19 protein-coding genes are annotated in these 17,943 nt (G+C 41.8%); 7 read left to right on the top strand and 12 right to left on the bottom strand.

Annotation, left to right across the window (positions count from 1 at the left end):
* Nucleotides 1-32 precede the first annotated feature (32 nt).
* Nucleotides 33-152, bottom strand: a complete 120-nt coding sequence (locus NYE49_RS07985) for a GapA-binding peptide SR1P (protein ID WP_015383564.1) — start codon at nucleotides 150-152, stop codon at nucleotides 33-35.
* 417 nt (nucleotides 153-569) lie between these two features.
* Between NYE49_RS07985 and slp the strand changes: the two genes are divergently transcribed.
* The gene (gene slp, locus NYE49_RS07980; protein ID WP_003245672.1) at nucleotides 570-944 is read left to right on the top strand and encodes a peptidoglycan-associated lipoprotein Slp; all 375 of its coding nucleotides are present in this window, start codon (nucleotides 570-572) and stop codon (nucleotides 942-944) included.
* 44 nt (nucleotides 945-988) lie between these two features.
* Here slp and lpdA read toward each other — a convergent pair whose 3' ends face one another.
* The 5 genes from lpdA to NYE49_RS07955 all read right to left on the bottom strand — a co-directional run bounded on the left by lpdA (nucleotide 989) and on the right by NYE49_RS07955 (nucleotide 7,040).
* Nucleotides 989-2,401, bottom strand: coding sequence for a dihydrolipoyl dehydrogenase (gene lpdA / locus NYE49_RS07975; protein WP_003232309.1), 1,413 nt, complete (start codon nucleotides 2,399-2,401; stop codon nucleotides 989-991).
* Between the two features lie 4 nt (nucleotides 2,402-2,405).
* Nucleotides 2,406-3,734, bottom strand: coding sequence for a pyruvate dehydrogenase complex dihydrolipoyllysine-residue acetyltransferase (gene pdhC, locus NYE49_RS07970; RefSeq protein ID WP_003232311.1), 1,329 nt, complete (start codon nucleotides 3,732-3,734; stop codon nucleotides 2,406-2,408).
* A gap of 114 nt (nucleotides 3,735-3,848) precedes the next feature.
* The gene (pdhB, locus tag NYE49_RS07965; protein ID WP_014113660.1) at nucleotides 3,849-4,826 is read right to left on the bottom strand and encodes a pyruvate dehydrogenase complex E1 component subunit beta; all 978 of its coding nucleotides are present in this window, start codon (nucleotides 4,824-4,826) and stop codon (nucleotides 3,849-3,851) included.
* 3 nt (nucleotides 4,827-4,829) lie between these two features.
* Nucleotides 4,830-5,945, bottom strand: a complete 1,116-nt coding sequence (pdhA, locus tag NYE49_RS07960) for a pyruvate dehydrogenase (acetyl-transferring) E1 component subunit alpha (protein ID WP_003222294.1) — start codon at nucleotides 5,943-5,945, stop codon at nucleotides 4,830-4,832.
* A gap of 423 nt (nucleotides 5,946-6,368) precedes the next feature.
* Nucleotides 6,369-7,040 (bottom strand): YkyA family protein, encoded by a 672-nt coding sequence (locus NYE49_RS07955; protein ID WP_014476698.1) that lies wholly within the window; start codon nucleotides 7,038-7,040, stop codon nucleotides 6,369-6,371.
* Nucleotides 7,041-7,253: 213 nt separating this feature from the next.
* On the opposite strand from NYE49_RS07955, the gene NYE49_RS07950 reads away from it, so the two are divergent.
* Both NYE49_RS07950 and def read left to right on the top strand, forming a co-directional pair.
* Entirely contained in the window at nucleotides 7,254-7,412 is a 159-nt protein-coding gene (locus tag NYE49_RS07950; RefSeq protein WP_003232317.1) for a YjcZ family sporulation protein, read from the top strand.
* Between the two features lie 109 nt (nucleotides 7,413-7,521).
* Nucleotides 7,522-8,076, top strand: coding sequence for a peptide deformylase (gene def / locus NYE49_RS07945; RefSeq protein WP_342410987.1), 555 nt, complete (start codon nucleotides 7,522-7,524; stop codon nucleotides 8,074-8,076).
* 34 nt (nucleotides 8,077-8,110) lie between these two features.
* Here def and NYE49_RS07940 read toward each other — a convergent pair whose 3' ends face one another.
* Nucleotides 8,111-8,884, bottom strand: coding sequence for a Cof-type HAD-IIB family hydrolase (locus NYE49_RS07940; RefSeq protein ID WP_015483182.1), 774 nt, complete (start codon nucleotides 8,882-8,884; stop codon nucleotides 8,111-8,113).
* Between the two features lie 385 nt (nucleotides 8,885-9,269).
* Here NYE49_RS07940 and rnpZA point away from each other — a divergent pair, with 385 nt between their 5' ends.
* Together rnpZA and rnjA are read left to right on the top strand one after the other, a co-directional pair.
* Nucleotides 9,270-9,479 (top strand): RNA polymerase subunit omega 1, encoded by a 210-nt coding sequence (rnpZA, locus tag NYE49_RS07935; protein ID WP_003222303.1) that lies wholly within the window; start codon nucleotides 9,270-9,272, stop codon nucleotides 9,477-9,479.
* Nucleotides 9,480-9,484: 5 nt separating this feature from the next.
* Nucleotides 9,485-11,152 (top strand): ribonuclease J1, encoded by a 1,668-nt coding sequence (gene rnjA / locus NYE49_RS07930; protein WP_003245660.1) that lies wholly within the window; start codon nucleotides 9,485-9,487, stop codon nucleotides 11,150-11,152.
* Nucleotides 11,153-11,185: 33 nt separating this feature from the next.
* Here rnjA and ade read toward each other — a convergent pair whose 3' ends face one another.
* From ade to abhA, 5 genes are all read right to left on the bottom strand, one after another.
* Complete coding sequence (gene ade, locus NYE49_RS07925; protein ID WP_047182560.1) at nucleotides 11,186-12,919, bottom strand: adenine deaminase; 1,734 nt, start codon at nucleotides 12,917-12,919, stop codon at nucleotides 11,186-11,188.
* Between the two features lie 155 nt (nucleotides 12,920-13,074).
* Nucleotides 13,075-13,740: a Ktr system potassium transporter KtrC gene (gene ktrC, locus NYE49_RS07920; protein ID WP_003222311.1), complete on the bottom strand. Its 666-nt coding sequence runs from the start codon at nucleotides 13,738-13,740 to the stop codon at nucleotides 13,075-13,077.
* A gap of 62 nt (nucleotides 13,741-13,802) precedes the next feature.
* Nucleotides 13,803-14,630, bottom strand: coding sequence for a gamma-glutamylcyclotransferase (locus tag NYE49_RS07915; RefSeq protein WP_047182559.1), 828 nt, complete (start codon nucleotides 14,628-14,630; stop codon nucleotides 13,803-13,805).
* Between the two features lie 15 nt (nucleotides 14,631-14,645).
* The gene (kinC, locus tag NYE49_RS07910; protein ID WP_024572114.1) at nucleotides 14,646-15,932 is read right to left on the bottom strand and encodes a two-component sensor histidine kinase KinC; all 1,287 of its coding nucleotides are present in this window, start codon (nucleotides 15,930-15,932) and stop codon (nucleotides 14,646-14,648) included.
* A 189-nt stretch (nucleotides 15,933-16,121) separates the two neighbouring features.
* Nucleotides 16,122-16,400 (bottom strand): transcriptional regulator AbhA, encoded by a 279-nt coding sequence (gene abhA, locus NYE49_RS07905; protein ID WP_003244728.1) that lies wholly within the window; start codon nucleotides 16,398-16,400, stop codon nucleotides 16,122-16,124.
* Nucleotides 16,401-16,683: 283 nt separating this feature from the next.
* On the opposite strand from abhA, the gene mreBH reads away from it, so the two are divergent.
* A complete protein-coding gene (gene mreBH, locus NYE49_RS07900; protein WP_003245743.1) occupies nucleotides 16,684-17,691 on the top strand; it encodes a cell shape-determining protein MreBH in 1,008 nt (335 codons plus the stop codon).
* A gap of 100 nt (nucleotides 17,692-17,791) precedes the next feature.
* Nucleotides 17,792-17,926, top strand: a complete 135-nt coding sequence (locus tag NYE49_RS07895) for a protein YkpC (RefSeq protein WP_003238865.1) — start codon at nucleotides 17,792-17,794, stop codon at nucleotides 17,924-17,926.
* Nucleotides 17,927-17,943: the final 17 nt, after the last annotated feature.

Raw genomic sequence — 17,943 nt, 5'->3', positions numbered from 1 at the left:
AAAAGCATGCGGCTTTAAGCCGCATGCTTTTTTTACTCTTCTTCAACAGGACATTGACATTGTCCGCAGCATGTTCCGTATAATGTTGTCACTTTCTCATCTTCAAAGTAATGAATGGCTTCGTTGCAATCTTGGCAAACAATCGTACCCATCTCTTATTCCCCATTTCTTTGAAATTTGAAAACGCTTAATTTCTTTTGTTGTTATTATATTAATATGTCACATTTAAAATGTCAACAACAAACTGTATAACACATTTGATTTTAGATCATCATATAGACCGTTCTTTTCCATTTTCCCTCATACACTATCTTATTCATACAGAAGCTTTACTCGATATATATGCCACAGCACATAATGTAATTTCACGTTTTCTTGAACTTTCATCCAAGAATGCAGCAAAAAATTTAATATACCCCAGGTGCTATTTTAAACGATTGATATAATATGTAATCTCACTTTAAAAACGGTTTCAATTATATAACAATTAGGTAACAAGAAGCAGATTAAGCCGCCTCTCGTGATAAACTAAAGCTAGTTTACTACTGTTTATACAGAGGAGAAGATAGATGCGATATCGCGCGGTATTCCCCATGCTGATAATAGTATTTGCTTTATCGGGCTGTACGCTTTCCACCATCAATCCGATGAAAAAAAGCCGGATTGACAACATTCATCATACACAAATCCTGTTTTTTTCTGATGAGAACCAAATAGACCAGGAAGCGCCTTATTACGATGCACTGCTTGATTTAGAAAAAGATTATCCCGAGCAAATAGATAAAATGAAGGTCTATGATAAAAAAGAAGGCTGGGAAGATGAGATTGAAACTGTCCCTACCCTTATGGTTGTTGATCAGCGCCATGTCGTGGTGAAAATCGAGGGATGTGTGAAAAAGAAAGAAGACATCATTAAACCATTACAGCATGTGCTGTCAAAATAAAAAAACAGCCCCGCTTTGAGCGAGGGCTGTTTTTGATATGAAAATTATTTTACGATGTGAATCGGACTTCCGATTGCCACTTCAGCAGCTTCCATTGTGATTTCGCCCAATGTTGGGTGAGCGTGAATTGTCATCGCGATATCTTCAGCAGTCATGCCGCCTTCAATCGCTAAGCTTAATTCAGAAATCATATCAGAAGCACTTGCTCCGGCGATTTGCGCACCGATCACAAGACCGTCCTCTTTACGAGTGATCAGCTTCATGAAGCCGTCTGTTTCGTTAAGAGAAAGCGCGCGGCCGTTTGCTGCAAATGGGAATTTAGCAGCAACAATGTCAAGACCTTCTTCTTTCGCCTGTGCTTCAGTGTAACCAACTGATGCAAGTTCAGGCTCAGAGAAAACAACCGCAGGAATACCAAGGTAATCGATTTCTGCAGGCTCTCCAGCGATAGCTTCTGCAGCGATTTTACCTTCGTAAGATGCTTTATGAGCAAGCGGCGGTCCTTCGATGATATCACCGATTGCATAAATGTTAGGTACGTTTGTGCGGCACTGTTTGTCAGTTTTCACGATACCGCGGTCCGTCATTTCGATACCGACTTGCTCAAGACCAAGCTCATCAGTGTTTGGACGGCGTCCTACTGTAATCAATACGTAATCAGCATCAACCGTTTTTTCTTCGCCTTTTACTTCGAAAGTAACTGTTACGCCGTCTGGTCTTTCTTCAACGCCTTTAGCCATCGCGTTTGTATGGATTTCAACGTTGCCTTTTTTCTTCAGTCTGCGTGTAACGAGAGAACTCATTTGTTTTTCGAAGCCAGGAAGAATTTCATCTCCGCCTTCAAGAATAACAAGTTCAGTACCGAAGTTAGCATACGCAGTTCCAAGTTCAGTTCCGATGTATCCGCCGCCGATAACAACGAGCTTTTTAGGAATTTCTTTAAGAGCCAAAGCGCCAGTTGAATTCAGGACACGCTCACTATATTTGAAGTTTGGCAATTCGATAGGACGAGATCCAGTAGCAATGATTGCGTTTTTGAACGTGTATGTTTGAGCAGAGTTCTCATCCATAACACGAACTGAATTGCTGTCTACAAAGTAAGCTTCACCTTTTACAACATCTACTTTGTTGCCTTTAAGAAGACCTGCTACACCGCCAGTAAGCTTGTTGACAACAGAAGCTTTCCATTCTTGAACTTTTGTGAAATCAACTGTTACATTCTCAGCAGTGATTCCCATGTCATCAGAATGTTTTGCATTCTCATAACGGTGACCTGCATTGATCAGCGCTTTTGAAGGGATACATCCAACGTTCAGACAAACGCCTCCAAGAGTTGCTTTTTCAACGACTGTTACTTTTTGTCCAAGCTGTGCAGCGCGGATGGCAGCTACATAGCCGCCAGGTCCCGCACCAATTACAAGAGTATCTGTTTCAATAGGGAAATCTCCTACTACCATAACATTACGCCTCCATTAAAATTAATTGTGGATCGTTCAGTAAACGCTTGATGTGATTTAATGCATTTTGCGCAGTTGCTCCGTCGATCATACGGTGGTCGAAGCTGAGAGAAAGAGCTAAGACTGGAGCTGCTACGATTTCGCCATCACGAACAATCGCTTTTTCTGCAATGCGTCCGATACCAAGAATCGCAACTTCTGGATGGTTGATAACCGGAGTGAACCATTGTCCGCCGGCAGAACCGATGTTTGTAATTGTGCAAGATGCGCCTTTCATTTCAGCTGGAGCAAGCTTGCCTTCACGAGCTTTTGTTGCAAGGCCATTGATCTCATCAGAAATTTCAAAGACAGATTTACGATCTGCATTTTTCACAACCGGTACAAGCAAGCCTTTTTCAGTGTCAGCAGCGATACCGATGTTGAAGTAATGTTTTTGGATGACTTCATCTGTTTTATCGTCAATTGACGTGTTTAAAACAGGGAATTTTTTCAGTGCAGATGTAAGAGCTTTTACAACGTAAGGCAAGTAAGTCAGCTTGATTCCTTGATCAGCAGCAACTTGTTTGAACTGTTTACGATGTGCAACAAGGTTTGTTACGTCCACTTCGTCCATTAACGTTACGTGAGGAGCAGTGTGTTTAGAGTTAACCATCGCTTTTGCAATTGCTTTACGGATACCGCTCATTTTTTCGCGTGTTTCTGGGAATTCGCCCTCTGGAGCTGGTGCAGCAGCCGGTTTAGCAGCTGTTTCTTGTGGTGCAGCTGTTTCTTGCGGCGCAGCTTCTTGCGCTCCTCCGTTTACAAAGCTGTCGATATCTTCTTTTACAACACGTCCGTTGTTGCCTGAACCAGTAACCTTACGGATGTCTACACCTTTTTCACGAGCATATTTACGTACGGAAGGCATAGCGATCACGCGTTTGTTCGGGTCAACTTCAGCTTGATCCTGCTGTCCTGCGCCAGTAGCTTTTGCAGGCTCTTGAGCTTGCTCTTCTTTCGCAACGTCTTGTCCAGCTTCTGCAGTTGACTGAACTTGTGCTTCAGTTTTCGCATCGTCAGACTCATCGCTGCCTTTAAATTGAAGATCTTCGTAACCAGGTGCATCAAACGTAATAATCGTTTGTCCAACAGTTGCAACCGTTCCCTCTTCAACTTTTAATTCTAATACTTTTCCTTTAACAGGTGAAGGAATTTCTACTACTGCTTTATCATTTTGGACTTCAGCCAGTACATCATCTTCGTCTACCTCGTCGTTAGGCTTGACAAACCATTTTACGATTTCGCCTTCGTGGATACCTTCCCCGATATCTGGAAGTTTAAATTCAAATGCCACAGTTCTCGACCTCCTAGTTTGATTAAGCAATTTTAAAGTTTACATCGTAAGCATTGAAAACAGATATATAATAGAGGGAAAACGTTCAGCTTCCCTCTCGATTATGCAGTTTGATTAAAATTCAAGCACTTTTCTTGCTGTTTCAAGAACGTCTTTATGGTTTGGAAGCCATACGCTCTCCGCTTGAGAGAAAGGAAATACTGTATCTGGCGCTGCAACGCGAAGTACAGGTGCTTCCAAGCTCAGGATCGCACGGTCATTAATTTCTGCTACTACGTTTGCAGCAATACCGGCTTGTTTTTGTGCCTCTTGAACGACAATCGCGCGTCCTGTTTTTTCTACAGAAGCGATAATTGTATCGATATCAAGTGGGCTTACTGTACGAAGGTCGACAACTTCAGCAGAAATGCCGTCTTTTTCAAGCTCCTCAGCAGCTTTTAATGATTCATGAACCATTGCGCCGTAAGTGATGATTGAAAGATCAGTACCTTCACGTTTCACGTCAGCTTTTCCAAGCTCAATTGTGTATTCTTCTTCAGGAACTTCCTGACGGAAAGAACGGTAAAGCTTCATGTGCTCTAAGAAGACAACAGGATCATTGTCTCTGATCGCAGAAATTAAAAGTCCTTTGGCATCGTAAGGAGTTGATGGAATAACAACTTTGATACCAGGCTGTTGTGCAACAAGACCTTCTAAGCTGTCAGCGTGAAGTTCAGGAGTATGAACACCGCCGCCGAAAGGAGAACGAATTGTTACAGGTGAAGTCCAGCGTCCGCCAGAACGGTAGCGCATACGAGCCATTTGGCCAGAAACTGAATCCATTACTTCATAAACAAATCCGAAGAATTGGATTTCCATTACCGGACGGAAGCCGTTTAAGCCTAAACCAAGGGCAAGACCGCCGATACCAGATTCAGCAAGTGGCGTGTCAAACACACGGTCTTCACCGAATTCTTTTTGCAATCCTTCTGTCGCACGGAATACGCCGCCGTTTACACCAACGTCTTCTCCGAAAACTAAGACATTTTCGTCATTTTTCAGTTCTGTGCGTAACGCATCCGTGATTGCTTGAATCATTGTCATTTGCGCCATGGCTTACTTCGACTCCTTCTGTGTATAAATTTCAAATTGCTCCTCAAGGTTGTGAGGCATTTTTTCGTACATGATTTTCATTAAATCAGTTACTTTTTGCTTCGGTTCAGCATCAGCTTTTTTGATCGCTTGCTTAATTTCTTCTTTCGCATCCTCAATTACTTTTGCTTCTTCTTCTTCAGACCATAAGCCTTTGTTTTCAAGGAACGCACGGAAACGTACAAGCGGATCTTTTTGTTCCCACTCATTTTCGATTTCTTTTGTACGATATTTAGTAGGATCGTCACCAGCCATTGTGTGCGGGCCATAACGGAATGTAAGTGTTTCAATTAGTGTTGGACCTTCGCCGTTGATTGCGCGCTCGCGTGCTTCAGCAGTTGCTGCGTATACAGCAAGCGGATCCATTCCGTCTACTTGTACGCCGACAATACCGGCTGCTACAGCTTTTTGTGCAATTGTTTCAGCTGCAGATTGTTTTTCAACAGGAGTTGAAATCGCGTAACGGTTGTTTTGCACCACGAAGATTGCAGGTGCTTTATAAGCTCCGGCAAAGTTAATTCCTTCGTAGAAGTCCCCTTGAGAAGCTCCGCCGTCACCAGTGTAAGTGATTGCGACAGCTTTCTTACCGCGTTTTTTAAGACCTAGCGCAACACCGGCAGTTTGAATGTATTGAGCACCGATAATGATTTGTGGAGAAAGGGCATTCACATCATCAGGCATTTGGTTTCCTCTGAAATGTCCGCGAGAGAAAAGAAACGCTTGATATAATGGAAGGCCGTGCCAAATTAACTGAGGCACATCACGGTATCCAGGAAGAACAAAGTCTTCTTTTTCAAGCGCGAAATGCGTTGCAATCTGAGAAGCTTCTTGACCCGCAGTAGGAGCGTAAAATCCGAGACGTCCTTGACGGTTTAATGAGATAGAGCGTTGGTCAAGCACACGCGTAAATACCATGCGGCGCATTAGCTCTTTTAATTGATCATCAGTTAAATCAGGCATCGCCGCTTCATTCACGACTTCTCCCTTTTCATTTAAAATTTGGAACGTTTCGAACTGCTTTTTAATGGCATCAAATTGCTTCTTACTGTCAACGATAGCTTTTTTCGTTTTTGCAGCCATACTAAGTCACCTCTTCCTTTCTTTTAAACAGTCATTAGACGTGCATTCCTTTTATACATACAAACTTAGGGTACCCTAAAGTATCAGCAGTAAGTCGTATTATATTTTAGCCGATCCCCAGTTTGCCAAAACCTTTTATGTAGGATAGTTACACTCTGCTTTGAACTGTATTATTTCGAAGTTGTAAAAAACTAATACAACACCGCTTAACATGGATTAGTTTACACCAAATAAAGAAGAACCGTCAATCGTTTTCATCGCTGATTTTCAATAAATGTATTCGCTTTACATTTTCAACAAAAAAACAGATGCCAACCGCACCCAAAACTGTACTAGTATACCTCACTACACTGTACTACAATAGAAATGAAAATTTTGAACGAAATCCGAATCGCATTTCATTCAAAAAAAGAGCTGATCGAGTCAGCTCTTTTTCACACGATAGCCTGCAGCATCATATAAATCTTCCCGGGCTTTATTATATTTTTCGGTTTGTTCATTAAATTCTCCGCTATATTTAAGGATCTTTTCATAAGAAGCATTGACTTTATCGATCTGCTGATCCAGATCATCTCTTGTCAAGTCTTTGTCTTTCAGCTGCATATACAGTTTTTTATTAAGCTCAAGCGCTTTTTTATACTCTTTATACATAGTGCCATATGATGTATATCTTTTCTCCATATGGTTTGCTGCGGCATCGGCCTTTTCTTTTATGTCTTTTTCCTTAATATGTTCCGCTGACGTTTTTGCTTCCTCAAATTCTGTTTCCGATTTTTTCATGCTGTCATTTTCAAGCTTTAGGTGTTCTTCGCGCTTGCTGACATTTTCAAGCGCCTTATTAGATAAAGCAACAATTTTTTTATAATCATCCATATTGAGCTTCATAACACTATCGTAAAGCTGATTTTCTTTGGCCTCTAATTCTTTGAGTGTTTTTTGTTCTTCTTGAAACGGCTTTTCCGATTCCGCGGCTTTTTCTAATGAATGATGAAGTGAATCAACCGGGTCCTGTCCCATGCATCCTGTTAATATCAGTGCCATGGCACAAAAAGCTCCGATCTTCATTCCAGGCCGCCGTTTTATTGCGTCTTTCACGTTAAATCCCCCAATCTTGACAATTTCTACTATAGAATCCATGGGGACATTTGGCAATAGTCGTGCTGTATTAATGCAATACTGAAATTAAATCAAAAAAGTGAAAAATCAGGACAGATGACCATACAATTTTTTTGTTTTTACATAGGTTATATTAGACGCTATGCCTACTTATAAAGGCTCTGGCGTAATTAAAAGAGGAGGTTATGTAATATGTATGGATATGGTTACGGCGGAGGCTGCTGCAGTTATGGTGGTTACGGATATGGTGGCTGCGGATATGGCTACGGCCGCACCTTTGCGCTAATCGTTGTTTTATTCATTCTGTTAATCATTGTCGGAGCTGCTTATTTAGGCGGAGGCTGTTGCTAACCACACAGCATGAAATTGACCAGCCATATACGGCTGGTCATTCGTTTCGTTGCACCTTTGTGAAGAAATCCGATATAATTTACATATTAAGCTTTAGGAGTGAAGTTTCTTGATTACTATGGAAAACATCGTACGTGACGGCCATCCAGCCCTCAGAGAGACTGCCAAACCTGTTGAGCTGCCTCCAACTGATGCAGAAAAACAGCAGCTGGCCGACATGATCGAATTTGTTAAAAACAGCCAAAATCCGGAATTAGCCGAAAAATACAAGCTGCGCCCTGGCGTAGGGCTCGCAGCTCCTCAAATTAATATCAAAAAACGAATGATCGCCGTTCATGCGGAAGATGCTTCCGGTAAATTATACAGCTATGCTCTGTTTAATCCTAAGATCGTCAGCCATTCAGTTGAAAAAAGCTACTTAACAAGCGGCGAGGGCTGCCTCTCTGTAGATGAAGCCATTCCCGGTTATGTTCCCCGCTATGCTCGCATCAGAGTAAAAGGAACAACACTAGAAGGCGAAAATATTGATATTCGTTTAAAAGGATTTCCGGCTATTGTGTTTCAGCATGAGATCGATCATTTGAACGGCGTTATGTTCTATGATCATATTGATAAGGAAAATCCTTTCAAAGAACCTGAAAATGCAATCGCAATTGAGCGCTAATAGAAAAACGGCTGGCACAATGCCAGCCGTTTCTTTATTTTAAAAGGCCCAATTCTTTGACAGCGTATGTAATTCCATCCTCGTCCACCGGCTTTGTTACAAAGTCCGCGATTTCTTTCAGTTCGGGAACAGCATTTCCCATAGCAACGCCTGTCCCTACATATTCAATCATTTGCAGATCATTTAATCCGTCGCCGAAAGCATATGTATCGCCGATATCAAACGGAAGACGCTCAATCACTTTTTTGATTCCTTCTGCCTTAGAACCTCCGTGCGGCAGAACATCAGTCGATAGCTCATGCCAGCGAACTAGATCAAACTCAGGAAAAGCGGCATAGGCTTTTTCTTCTTCATCCTGACAAAATAAAAGAAGCTGAAAAATTTCTTTTCCTTCATAAAAAAGGTCATCGGTCTCTGGGTAATCGGTTTTAAGGCTGCCGATTCCCTCGAGAACATGAGGGTGATCCGCAACAGTCGCTTTCATCGTGTCCTCAGCCATAAACACAACAGGATGCTTGCCTTCATCCGCCTGCTTTAATAATCGCCTAATTGCATCTTCAGACAGCGGATTTTTATAAATCACTTGATTTTCAAAGACAACAAACTGTCCATTGTAGGAAATAAATGAGTGGATGCCCAGCTCCTCCAAAATCGGCTTAACCAAAAATGGAGACCGGCCGCTGGCAATAAACACATGATGCCCTTGGCGCTGGAGCTCCGCCACGGTTTTTCTCGTACTTTCCGGTATATTCTTATCATGATCATATATTGTGCCGTCAATATCAAAAAAGATTAATTTAGAATCCATCGCAACTTCCCCTTTATCGTCTTGGTCTGCAATTCCCACCCTCATCATACAAAAAGATTGTCATTCAGCAAACAATTTCGTTCAAAAATCATATTAAATTCCATTAATAACCACGAAAAGTCTTCCTCAATCTCCGTATACTATTTTTATAAAAGAACTCTGGGACAAATATTTTAATAAAGGAGGAACTGGCTAATGCTGCGTAAATTAAGAAAAAAACTCAGAAGACAATGGAACGGAATGCTCCGCAAGAAAGCAATTGCCTGACAAGGGATCTTTCACTTTTTGAGAGATCCTTATTTTGCTCAAGGCTTTCCTTATATTCCGTTTTCGAATATAATAGAATGAGCGAGTCTAACATACGGCATTTAAGGAGAGATTTGGAATGATTTATAAGGTATTTTATCAAGAGAAGGCTGACGAAGTACCTGTTCGGGAAAAGACAGATTCACTTTATATTGAAGGCGTATCTGAGCGTGACGTCAGAACAAAGCTGAAAGAAAAGAAATTTAATATTGAGTTTATTACACCTGTTGATGGTGCATTCTTAGAATATGAACAACAGAGCGAAAATTTTAAAGTATTGGAGTTATGAGCGGTATGAAATTTGTAAAAAATGATCAGACTGCTGTTTTCGCCCTCGGAGGTTTGGGCGAAATCGGTAAAAATACGTACGCGGTGCAATTCCAGGATGAAATTGTGCTGATTGATGCGGGGATCAAGTTTCCCGAGGACGAACTGCTCGGAATTGACTACGTCATCCCTGATTATACGTATTTAGTCAAAAACGAAGATAAAATTAAAGGGCTTTTTATCACCCACGGGCACGAAGACCACATCGGCGGTATTCCATACCTGCTCAGACAAGTGAATATTCCTGTATACGGCGGAAAACTCGCGATCGGCTTACTTCGGAATAAACTTGAAGAGCATGGTTTATTGAGACAGACGAAACTGAACATTATCGGCGAGGATGATATTGTAAAGTTCCGCAAAACGGCTGTGTCATTCTTCAGAACAACACACAGTATTCCGGATTCCTACGGCATTGTTGTAAAAACGCCGCCCGGAAACATCGTACATACTGGGGATTTCAAATTCGACTTTACTCCAGTCGGCGAGCCGGCAAACTTAACGAAAATGGCCGAAATCGGTAAAGAAGGCGTTTTGTGCCTTCTTTCAGACAGCACAAACAGTGAAAATCCGGAGTTTACCATGTCTGAGCGCCGTGTAGGAGAAAGCATTCATGACATTTTCCGCAAGGTGGACGGCCGAATTATCTTCGCTACATTTGCGTCGAATATTCACCGCTTGCAGCAGGTAATTGAAGCTGCTGTACAAAATGGAAGAAAAGTTGCCGTATTTGGACGCAGTATGGAATCGGCTATCGAAATTGGACAGACACTCGGTTATATTAACTGTCCTAAAAATACGTTTATTGAGCATAACGAAATCAATCGTATGCCTGCTAATAAAGTAACAATTTTATGTACAGGAAGCCAAGGGGAACCAATGGCGGCGTTATCAAGAATTGCAAACGGCACACACCGCCAAATTTCAATCAATCCTGGGGATACAGTCGTATTTTCTTCATCCCCTATTCCAGGCAACACAATCAGCGTGAGTCGAACAATCAACCAGCTGTATCGTGCGGGTGCTGAGGTTATTCACGGCCCTCTTAACGATATCCATACATCCGGTCACGGCGGACAGGAAGAACAGAAGCTGATGCTTCGTTTAATCAAGCCTAAATTCTTCATGCCGATTCACGGTGAGTACAGAATGCAAAAGATGCATGTCAAGCTTGCAACAGATTGTGGCATCCCAGAGGAAAACTGCTTTATCATGGATAATGGTGAAGTATTAGCGCTTAAAGGCGATGAGGCTTCAGTTGCAGGAAAAATCCCGTCCGGTTCAGTGTACATTGACGGAAGCGGTATCGGTGATATTGGCAATATCGTACTTCGTGATCGCAGAATTCTCTCTGAAGAAGGACTTGTCATCGTTGTTGTCAGCATTGACATGGACGACTTCAAGATTTCAGCTGGTCCAGATTTGATTTCCAGAGGATTTGTGTACATGAGAGAATCTGGCGACTTGATCAACGACGCTCAAGAGCTCATTTCAAATCACTTACAAAAAGTAATGGAACGAAAAACGACTCAATGGTCTGAAATCAAAAACGAGATTACAGACACTCTTGCGCCTTTCTTGTACGAAAAAACAAAGCGCCGTCCAATGATCCTGCCGATCATTATGGAGGTTTAAAAAAAGAGGCACTCCCTAAGGGAGTGCCTCTTTTTATTGCAGTGATATGTGTTGAAATGATTTTACATCGAATAATCCCTTAGTCGTCATTTTAATATCAGGAATGACAGGCAACGCTAAAAACGACAATGTCAAAAATGGATTAAATCCGCCTGTGAAACCGATTAACGGCAATTTATCATGCAGCGTCAGCAAGCTTTGATTCACTTGCTCTGCAGATTGGTCGGATAATAACCCTGCAATCGGTAGCGGTACTGAATGGAGCTCTTCCCCATTTTTTATAATCGTTAATCCTCCGCCAATTTCCTGCAGCTTATTAACTGCCGCCGCGATATCCTCATCATTCGTTCCGACGGCAATAATATTATGGGAGTCGTGTGAAATGGTTGTGGCAATCGCTCCGCTCTTGAATCCAAAACCTTTCACAACACCAAGTCCGGTTTCTTTTAATCCTTTATGCCGCTCGACAACTGCAATCTTTAACAAATCAAACTCAGTGTCAGGCTCAAATTCGCGGGCATCAGGAGCCGGAACTTGTACTAATCGTGTTTCAAGCTGATTTGGTATGATTTGAATGGCATTGATCTGCTGCTCTGAATTGATTGGCATATGAAAATCCTGTTTGTTAAGAGGAGCAGCAAGCTTAACAGAATCAAGCAGTGCCTGATCTGGTGCTGCAGTTGAAGCATGATCCTGATAGACCGCTTTGCTGTCTTCAGCAACAGTCTGCCCTTTTACCATCGTCATTGTGACAGTGACATTTTCCAGATCAGATACAAAGAGCAAATCAGCGTCAAAACCCGGGGCAATCGCTCCCTTTGTATCTAATCCATAGCATTCGGCTGCATTGAGGCTTCCTAGCTGATAGGCTAAAAACGGATTAAGTCCGGCTTGAATCGCCATTTTTACCTGATGGTTTACACTTCCCTCTGACAATAAATCATCCACATGCTTATCATCCGTACAGAAAAAGAACCGGCGTGCGTTCTTTTCATTTACCGCCGGCAGCACATTGAGCGTGTTTTTGGCGACTGATCCTTCACGCATCATGACATACATGCCCCTTCTGATACGATCAAGGGCTTCTTCCTTCGATGTTACTTCATGGTCATTTAAGACAAATGCGGTTCTGTAAATGTTAATGAGGTCTGTTGATAAACCAGCTAAATGACCGTCTATCCTTTTTCCTGCAACACGGGCATCGAGCAGTTTCTGAACCATGTCTTCTTCAGCCTGATGAACCGACACATAATCCATAACCTCAGCCAGCCCTAATACTTCTTCTTCTTCATAAAAAGGCTTGAGATCGGCAGCTTTGAGAATTGCGCCTGATCGCTCAAAACTTGCGGCAGGCACACTGGAAGGAAGCATAAAATGGATATTCAGCGGTGTATGCCGAGCTTGTTTAAGCATAAACACAATCCCTTTTTCACCAGACACATTCGCGATCTCATGAGGATCTGTAACAACCGTCGTCACGCCATGAGGCAACACTGCTTTAGCGAACTCAATCGGTGTAACCATTGATGACTCAATATGTACATGTCCATCAATAAAACCCGGAACAATCATTTGTCCCTCTGCATCAATGGTATTTTCGCCTTCATACTCACCGAGGCCTACAATAACTCCATCTGTAATCGCAATATCTTCATATATCCATTCTTGATTATATACGTCCATGATTTTTCCGTTCTTAATGACGATATCAGCTTTTTGTCTTTTGGCTGAAGCATTCAGCCTATTGACTAGCGCTTCTTTATTCAAATAGGCCCCTCCTCTTTTTTATTATATGGTACAATATGCTATCGGAACGCCTGTGCTTAGTCAATGAAATTTTAAGAAATTGGCGCTCAGTTCATTAAAGTTGTTATATTCTGATAATACGAAAAACCGCCCTTTGAGGACGGCTTATTTGACTGCTATTTAGTATGAAGAACTCTTTTTTCGAAACGGGAGATATCTGTAACTGATCCAATAACAATGAGTATATCTTCTTGGTGGATGACTTCGGTTGCAAGCGGTGATACGATGACTTCCTTGCCCCTTTTTATGGCTACGATGTTAATACCGTATTTTGCGCGAATATCTAAATCGAGAAGTGTATTTCCAGCCAGACGGCTGTTGGCTACGATTTCAACAAGACTATGCTCTTCAGACAGCTCCAAATAGTCAAGTACATTGTTGGACACGATATTATGCGCAATTCGTTTTGCCATATCGCGTTCCGGGTGGACGATGTGATCCGCGCCAATTTTAGACAGCACTTTTTCGTGATAATCGTTCTGCGCTTTAACTGTAATCGTATGGACGCCAAGTTCTTTCAGAATGAGTGTCGTTAAAATACTCGCTTGAATATTTTCCCCGATTGCTACAATAACGTGGTCAAAATTTCGCAGGCCTAAATTTTTCAGGACAGATTCGTCTGTCGAATCACCGATAACTGCGTGAGATGCAATCTTGGCATACTCGTTAACTTTATCTTCATCGATATCCATTGCCATAACCTCGACGCCTTCTTCGCTTAATGCTTTGCAAATACTGCCACCAAAACGGCCCAGCCCAATTACCGCAAATTCTTTTTTCATCGTGGTGCTCCTTTATATGACATGATATTGATCAAATTTTATCATATTCTTTTGTTACAGTGTTATCCTTTTGGCAGCGAATTCATATGCCGCTTGAGCTTTTCAGTAAACTCAGGCGACAAATACAGCTCCGCTCCGCGTTCGATTTCAATCTGATAGTGCTGAGGCGGGGCAATTTCCGCTTCTTTTTGGAGGACGAGAAAGGTTAAGCAGTCTTTATAGTGCCTACCGCCAGCTTCAACGTCTACAAATGCCGGCCGATACGTAAGAGATTCGACGCCCTCCCTTTTATATAGATAGGAGAGAGCAGAATAAGGAATACGGTATAAAACGCCTTCTGTTGTTCCTCCGTCTTCCAACATGTCCGCTCTTGAACCGTCATCCCTTTTTAGCGTGAAGCGGGTTGTGTATCCTTTTAAAACAGCTCTTCCTACTGGATCTTGAAAATAGTGATCGACTCCCGCTTTTTGAAAGCGGGCATTATCCATGCATGATCCATAGGCAAAATAATAAATGGGATTTTTCGATTTGCTGATCATCTGATGTTCTTTCCAGTCGCCGCTGCTTATTTTCGTAAAACCGGCACACCCTTCTTTGTTCATAAAATAAATAAGTGCATTTTTAATCCCGACATCCGTTACTACAAACACCGTTTGTTTATGATATCCTTGAAAAAATTGATCGAGCTTATGTATACACAATTCATCTGCTTCATATACTTCGCCGTATATATAGCCTTCACCATTTAAAACAGCTGTGGGCCCCTCTTTTGCAGCAAACAAACTTCCCTTTGTTCTCGCCTGCTCATTGATACATGCCGATTGTGCCAGCAAATGATGGTTTTTTTCATGCTTTCTTAATGTCCCGTATACAAACAGAAGCGAGCTCACTTTATTTTTCTCCTCTCAGCTGTCTGATTTTAAAGGCAAAACCACTTGAAAGACGCTGCCTTTTCCAGCTTCACTTTCGATTTTCAATTCCCCGTCATGTTCCTTCAGGATTCTCAAACAAATGGGAAGTCCCAGTCCAGTGCCCTTTTCTTTTGTTGAATAAAAAGGTTTGCCAATCTGCTTCAGCTTTTCCTGCGGCATGCCGTTTCCTTCATCCTTTACGCTTATCACTGCATGAGAGGCGGTTTTAGCAGTTGAAATGGTTACGACACCGCCCTTTGGCATTGCCTCAATTCCGTTTTTAATGATGTTGATAAAGACCTGCTTCAGCTGATTTTCGTCTCCATTAATCATACAGCCATCTGTCTCTTTGAAATTTTTCTCTATGACGATATTGGACAGAATTGCATTGGTATCAAGCAATGTCGTGACTTGTTTCAAGATCTCATTAAGCTGGTGTGTTTTAAATGTGATTGCCTGCGGTTTTGCAAGCAGCAGCAGCTCGCTGAGCACTAAATCGATTCTTTTAATCTCTGAAAAGATGATGTCAAAATAGTCTTTTCTGTCCGGATATTGTGTTTTCATAATCTGGAGGAAACCGCTGACAGATGTTAAAGGGTTTCTGACCTCATGAGCAATACCTGCGGCAAGTTCACTTGTGATTGATAGTTTCTGGGATTCCCTCGCCAGCCGTTCATTAATCTCAATGAGCTCATCTTCAGCCTCTTTCCGCTCAGTGATATCTGACATTGTACCCAGGCTGCCTGTAAATTGGTCATCCCGATCATAGTAAAGTTTATAATGAACTTCTCCCCAAAAAATCGTGCCGTTTTTTGTCACGTATTTTGCCGTAAACATGCCAGAAGACGCTTTGTTTTGGATTTGGGTGTTAATGTGGTCGGCTACATGCTTTTCTTTTATGAAGTAATCGTTATACATTGTTCCCATACATTCACTGATTGAAAAGCCGGTTATTGATGCCCACGCTTGGTTTAAATATGTAATTTCGCCTTTTGCATTCGTTTGAAATACGATTTCCTGCAAATTATCCATGATGCGGTTTTTTTCTTCAGAAAGCTGTTTATACTTCCATTCGTTATCCTTCATTTTCTTAACCAGCTGCTGTTTCTCATCAATATAATAAGCCAGCATCCAGACACTTACCAGCGTGACTGCAGTATACACAATATCAACAGGCCAATTAATCGGATTTTTGCCTATATAATAAAATAAATAATCCCAAAACATTATAAAAATCATTGCCAAAATGATGGAAATGATACGAGCTTGATATTTTCTCATATGACCACCTGCCGCTTGTGTTTCTCTACTTATTGTACCATTCTTCGACAAATAATTGAGTAAAATATGTAAAGTATCCCAAATCATTCATTACCAAATATCTTGATGTCTTATCTTAGGCGGCGGTAATCAAAAATTGGCACGCAAAAAAGGCGGAGATGATATCGCTCCGCCTTTTTTAGCATGATTTTATTCTTTTAAAGCGGCTTGAATTTCTTCGAGAAGCAGCTGTGCACCCTCAGGGCTTAGCGTAATTTTACCGTTGCCGTATTCTTTATTTTCTGAAGTGATTTCTCCAGTCATTAAACAAACGCCATGAGGTTTGTACTTTTTCAAGATAATTTTATCTCCGTCAACAAAAAACTCAATGCTGTCTTTTATGGCAATATCCAATGCCCGTCTCAACTCAATCGGCATGACAATGCGGCCTAATTCATCTACTTTTCTCACAACACCTATTGATTTCATAAAAACCCTTCTTCCTTTAAATGTTTCTTTTCTCATGTAATGTTTTAAGGATGTACCTCAATATATCGTAGACGAATGAAACTTTGAAAAAGTTTCCCGCTTTCTATAAGAATTACAAGATATTTTTTCCATAAAACCGAAAAATGTATTACTTCTGTTACACAGTTCCTTGATTTTTTACAAAAACATTTCTTTACCGACGCACACCCCCAAAAATCGCAGTATTTCTGAGAAACTTTAAATGTAGAATCATATTAAATTAGGATAGAGATTGGGTGAAAACATGTTTCAATCAACTGAAATCGGGATTGACTTAGGAACAGCTAATATACTTGTTTACAGCAAAAATAAAGGGATTATCCTAAATGAACCATCTGTTGTCGCAGTGGATACGACGACAAAAGCAGTGCTTGCAATCGGAGCTGACGCGAAAAACATGATCGGTAAAACACCGGGAAAAATTGTCGCTGTCAGACCGATGAAAGATGGCGTGATCGCAGACTATGATATGACAACTGATCTGTTAAAGCACATTATGAAAAAAGCCGCAAAAAGCATCGGCATGTCGTTCAGAAAACCGAACGTAGTCGTTTGCACACCATCAGGCTCAACAGCAGTAGAACGCCGCGCCATCAGTGACGCGGTGAAAAATTGCGGCGCGAAAAACGTTCATTTAATCGAAGAGCCAGTCGCAGCCGCCATCGGAGCGGATTTACCGGTTGATGAGCCGGTTGCCAATGTGGTAGTAGATATCGGCGGAGGGACGACAGAGGTCGCTATTATTTCCTTCGGCGGCGTTGTTTCCTGCCATTCTATCAGGATCGGCGGAGACCAGCTTGATGAGGATATCGTTTCTTTCGTCCGTAAAAAATACAATTTGCTGATCGGCGAACGCACAGCTGAGCAGGTAAAAATGGAAATTGGCCATGCTCTGATTGAACATATACCAGAGGCAATGGAAATTCGGGGACGCGACCTCGTGACAGGTCTTCCAAAAACCATTATGCTTCAATCCAACGAAATTCAAGATGCAATGCGTGAATCCCTCCTGCATATTCTTGAAGCCATCAGAGCGACACTTGAGGACTGTCCGCCTGAATTGAGCGGAGATATTGTTGATCGCGGCGTTATTTTAACAGGCGGCGGCGCGCTCCTTAATGGAATTAAAGAATGGCTCACAGAAGAGATTGTCGTGCCTGTACACGTGGCGCAAAACCCGCTTGAATCTGTAGCAATCGGCACAGGCCGTTCTTTAGAAGTGATTGATAAGCTGCAAAAGGCAATTAAATAGTCTTTACCCGCAAAATTCTCACACGCGGCAAATTTCTTGCTTCTTTTTTCCTCACTTCCTTCATATTGTGGGAAATGGAGAAACGTTAAGGAGGAAACAGATGCTAAGAGATTTAGGAAGAAGAGTAGCGATCGCAGCCATTTTAAGCGGAATTATTCTTGGAGGCATGAGCATTTCTTTGGCAAATATGCCCCATTCGCCTGCAGGCGGCACTGTAAAACTGAATCATCCATAATATTGAATAAACCCAAG

It is taken from the genome of Bacillus sp. FSL L8-0358 (assembly GCF_038593095.1).
Taxonomy (GTDB): Bacteria; Bacillota; Bacilli; order Bacillales; family Bacillaceae; genus Bacillus; species Bacillus subtilis.
The sequence above is the reverse complement of the archived record's forward strand: the minus strand, read 5'-3'. Positions and strand labels throughout refer to the sequence as shown.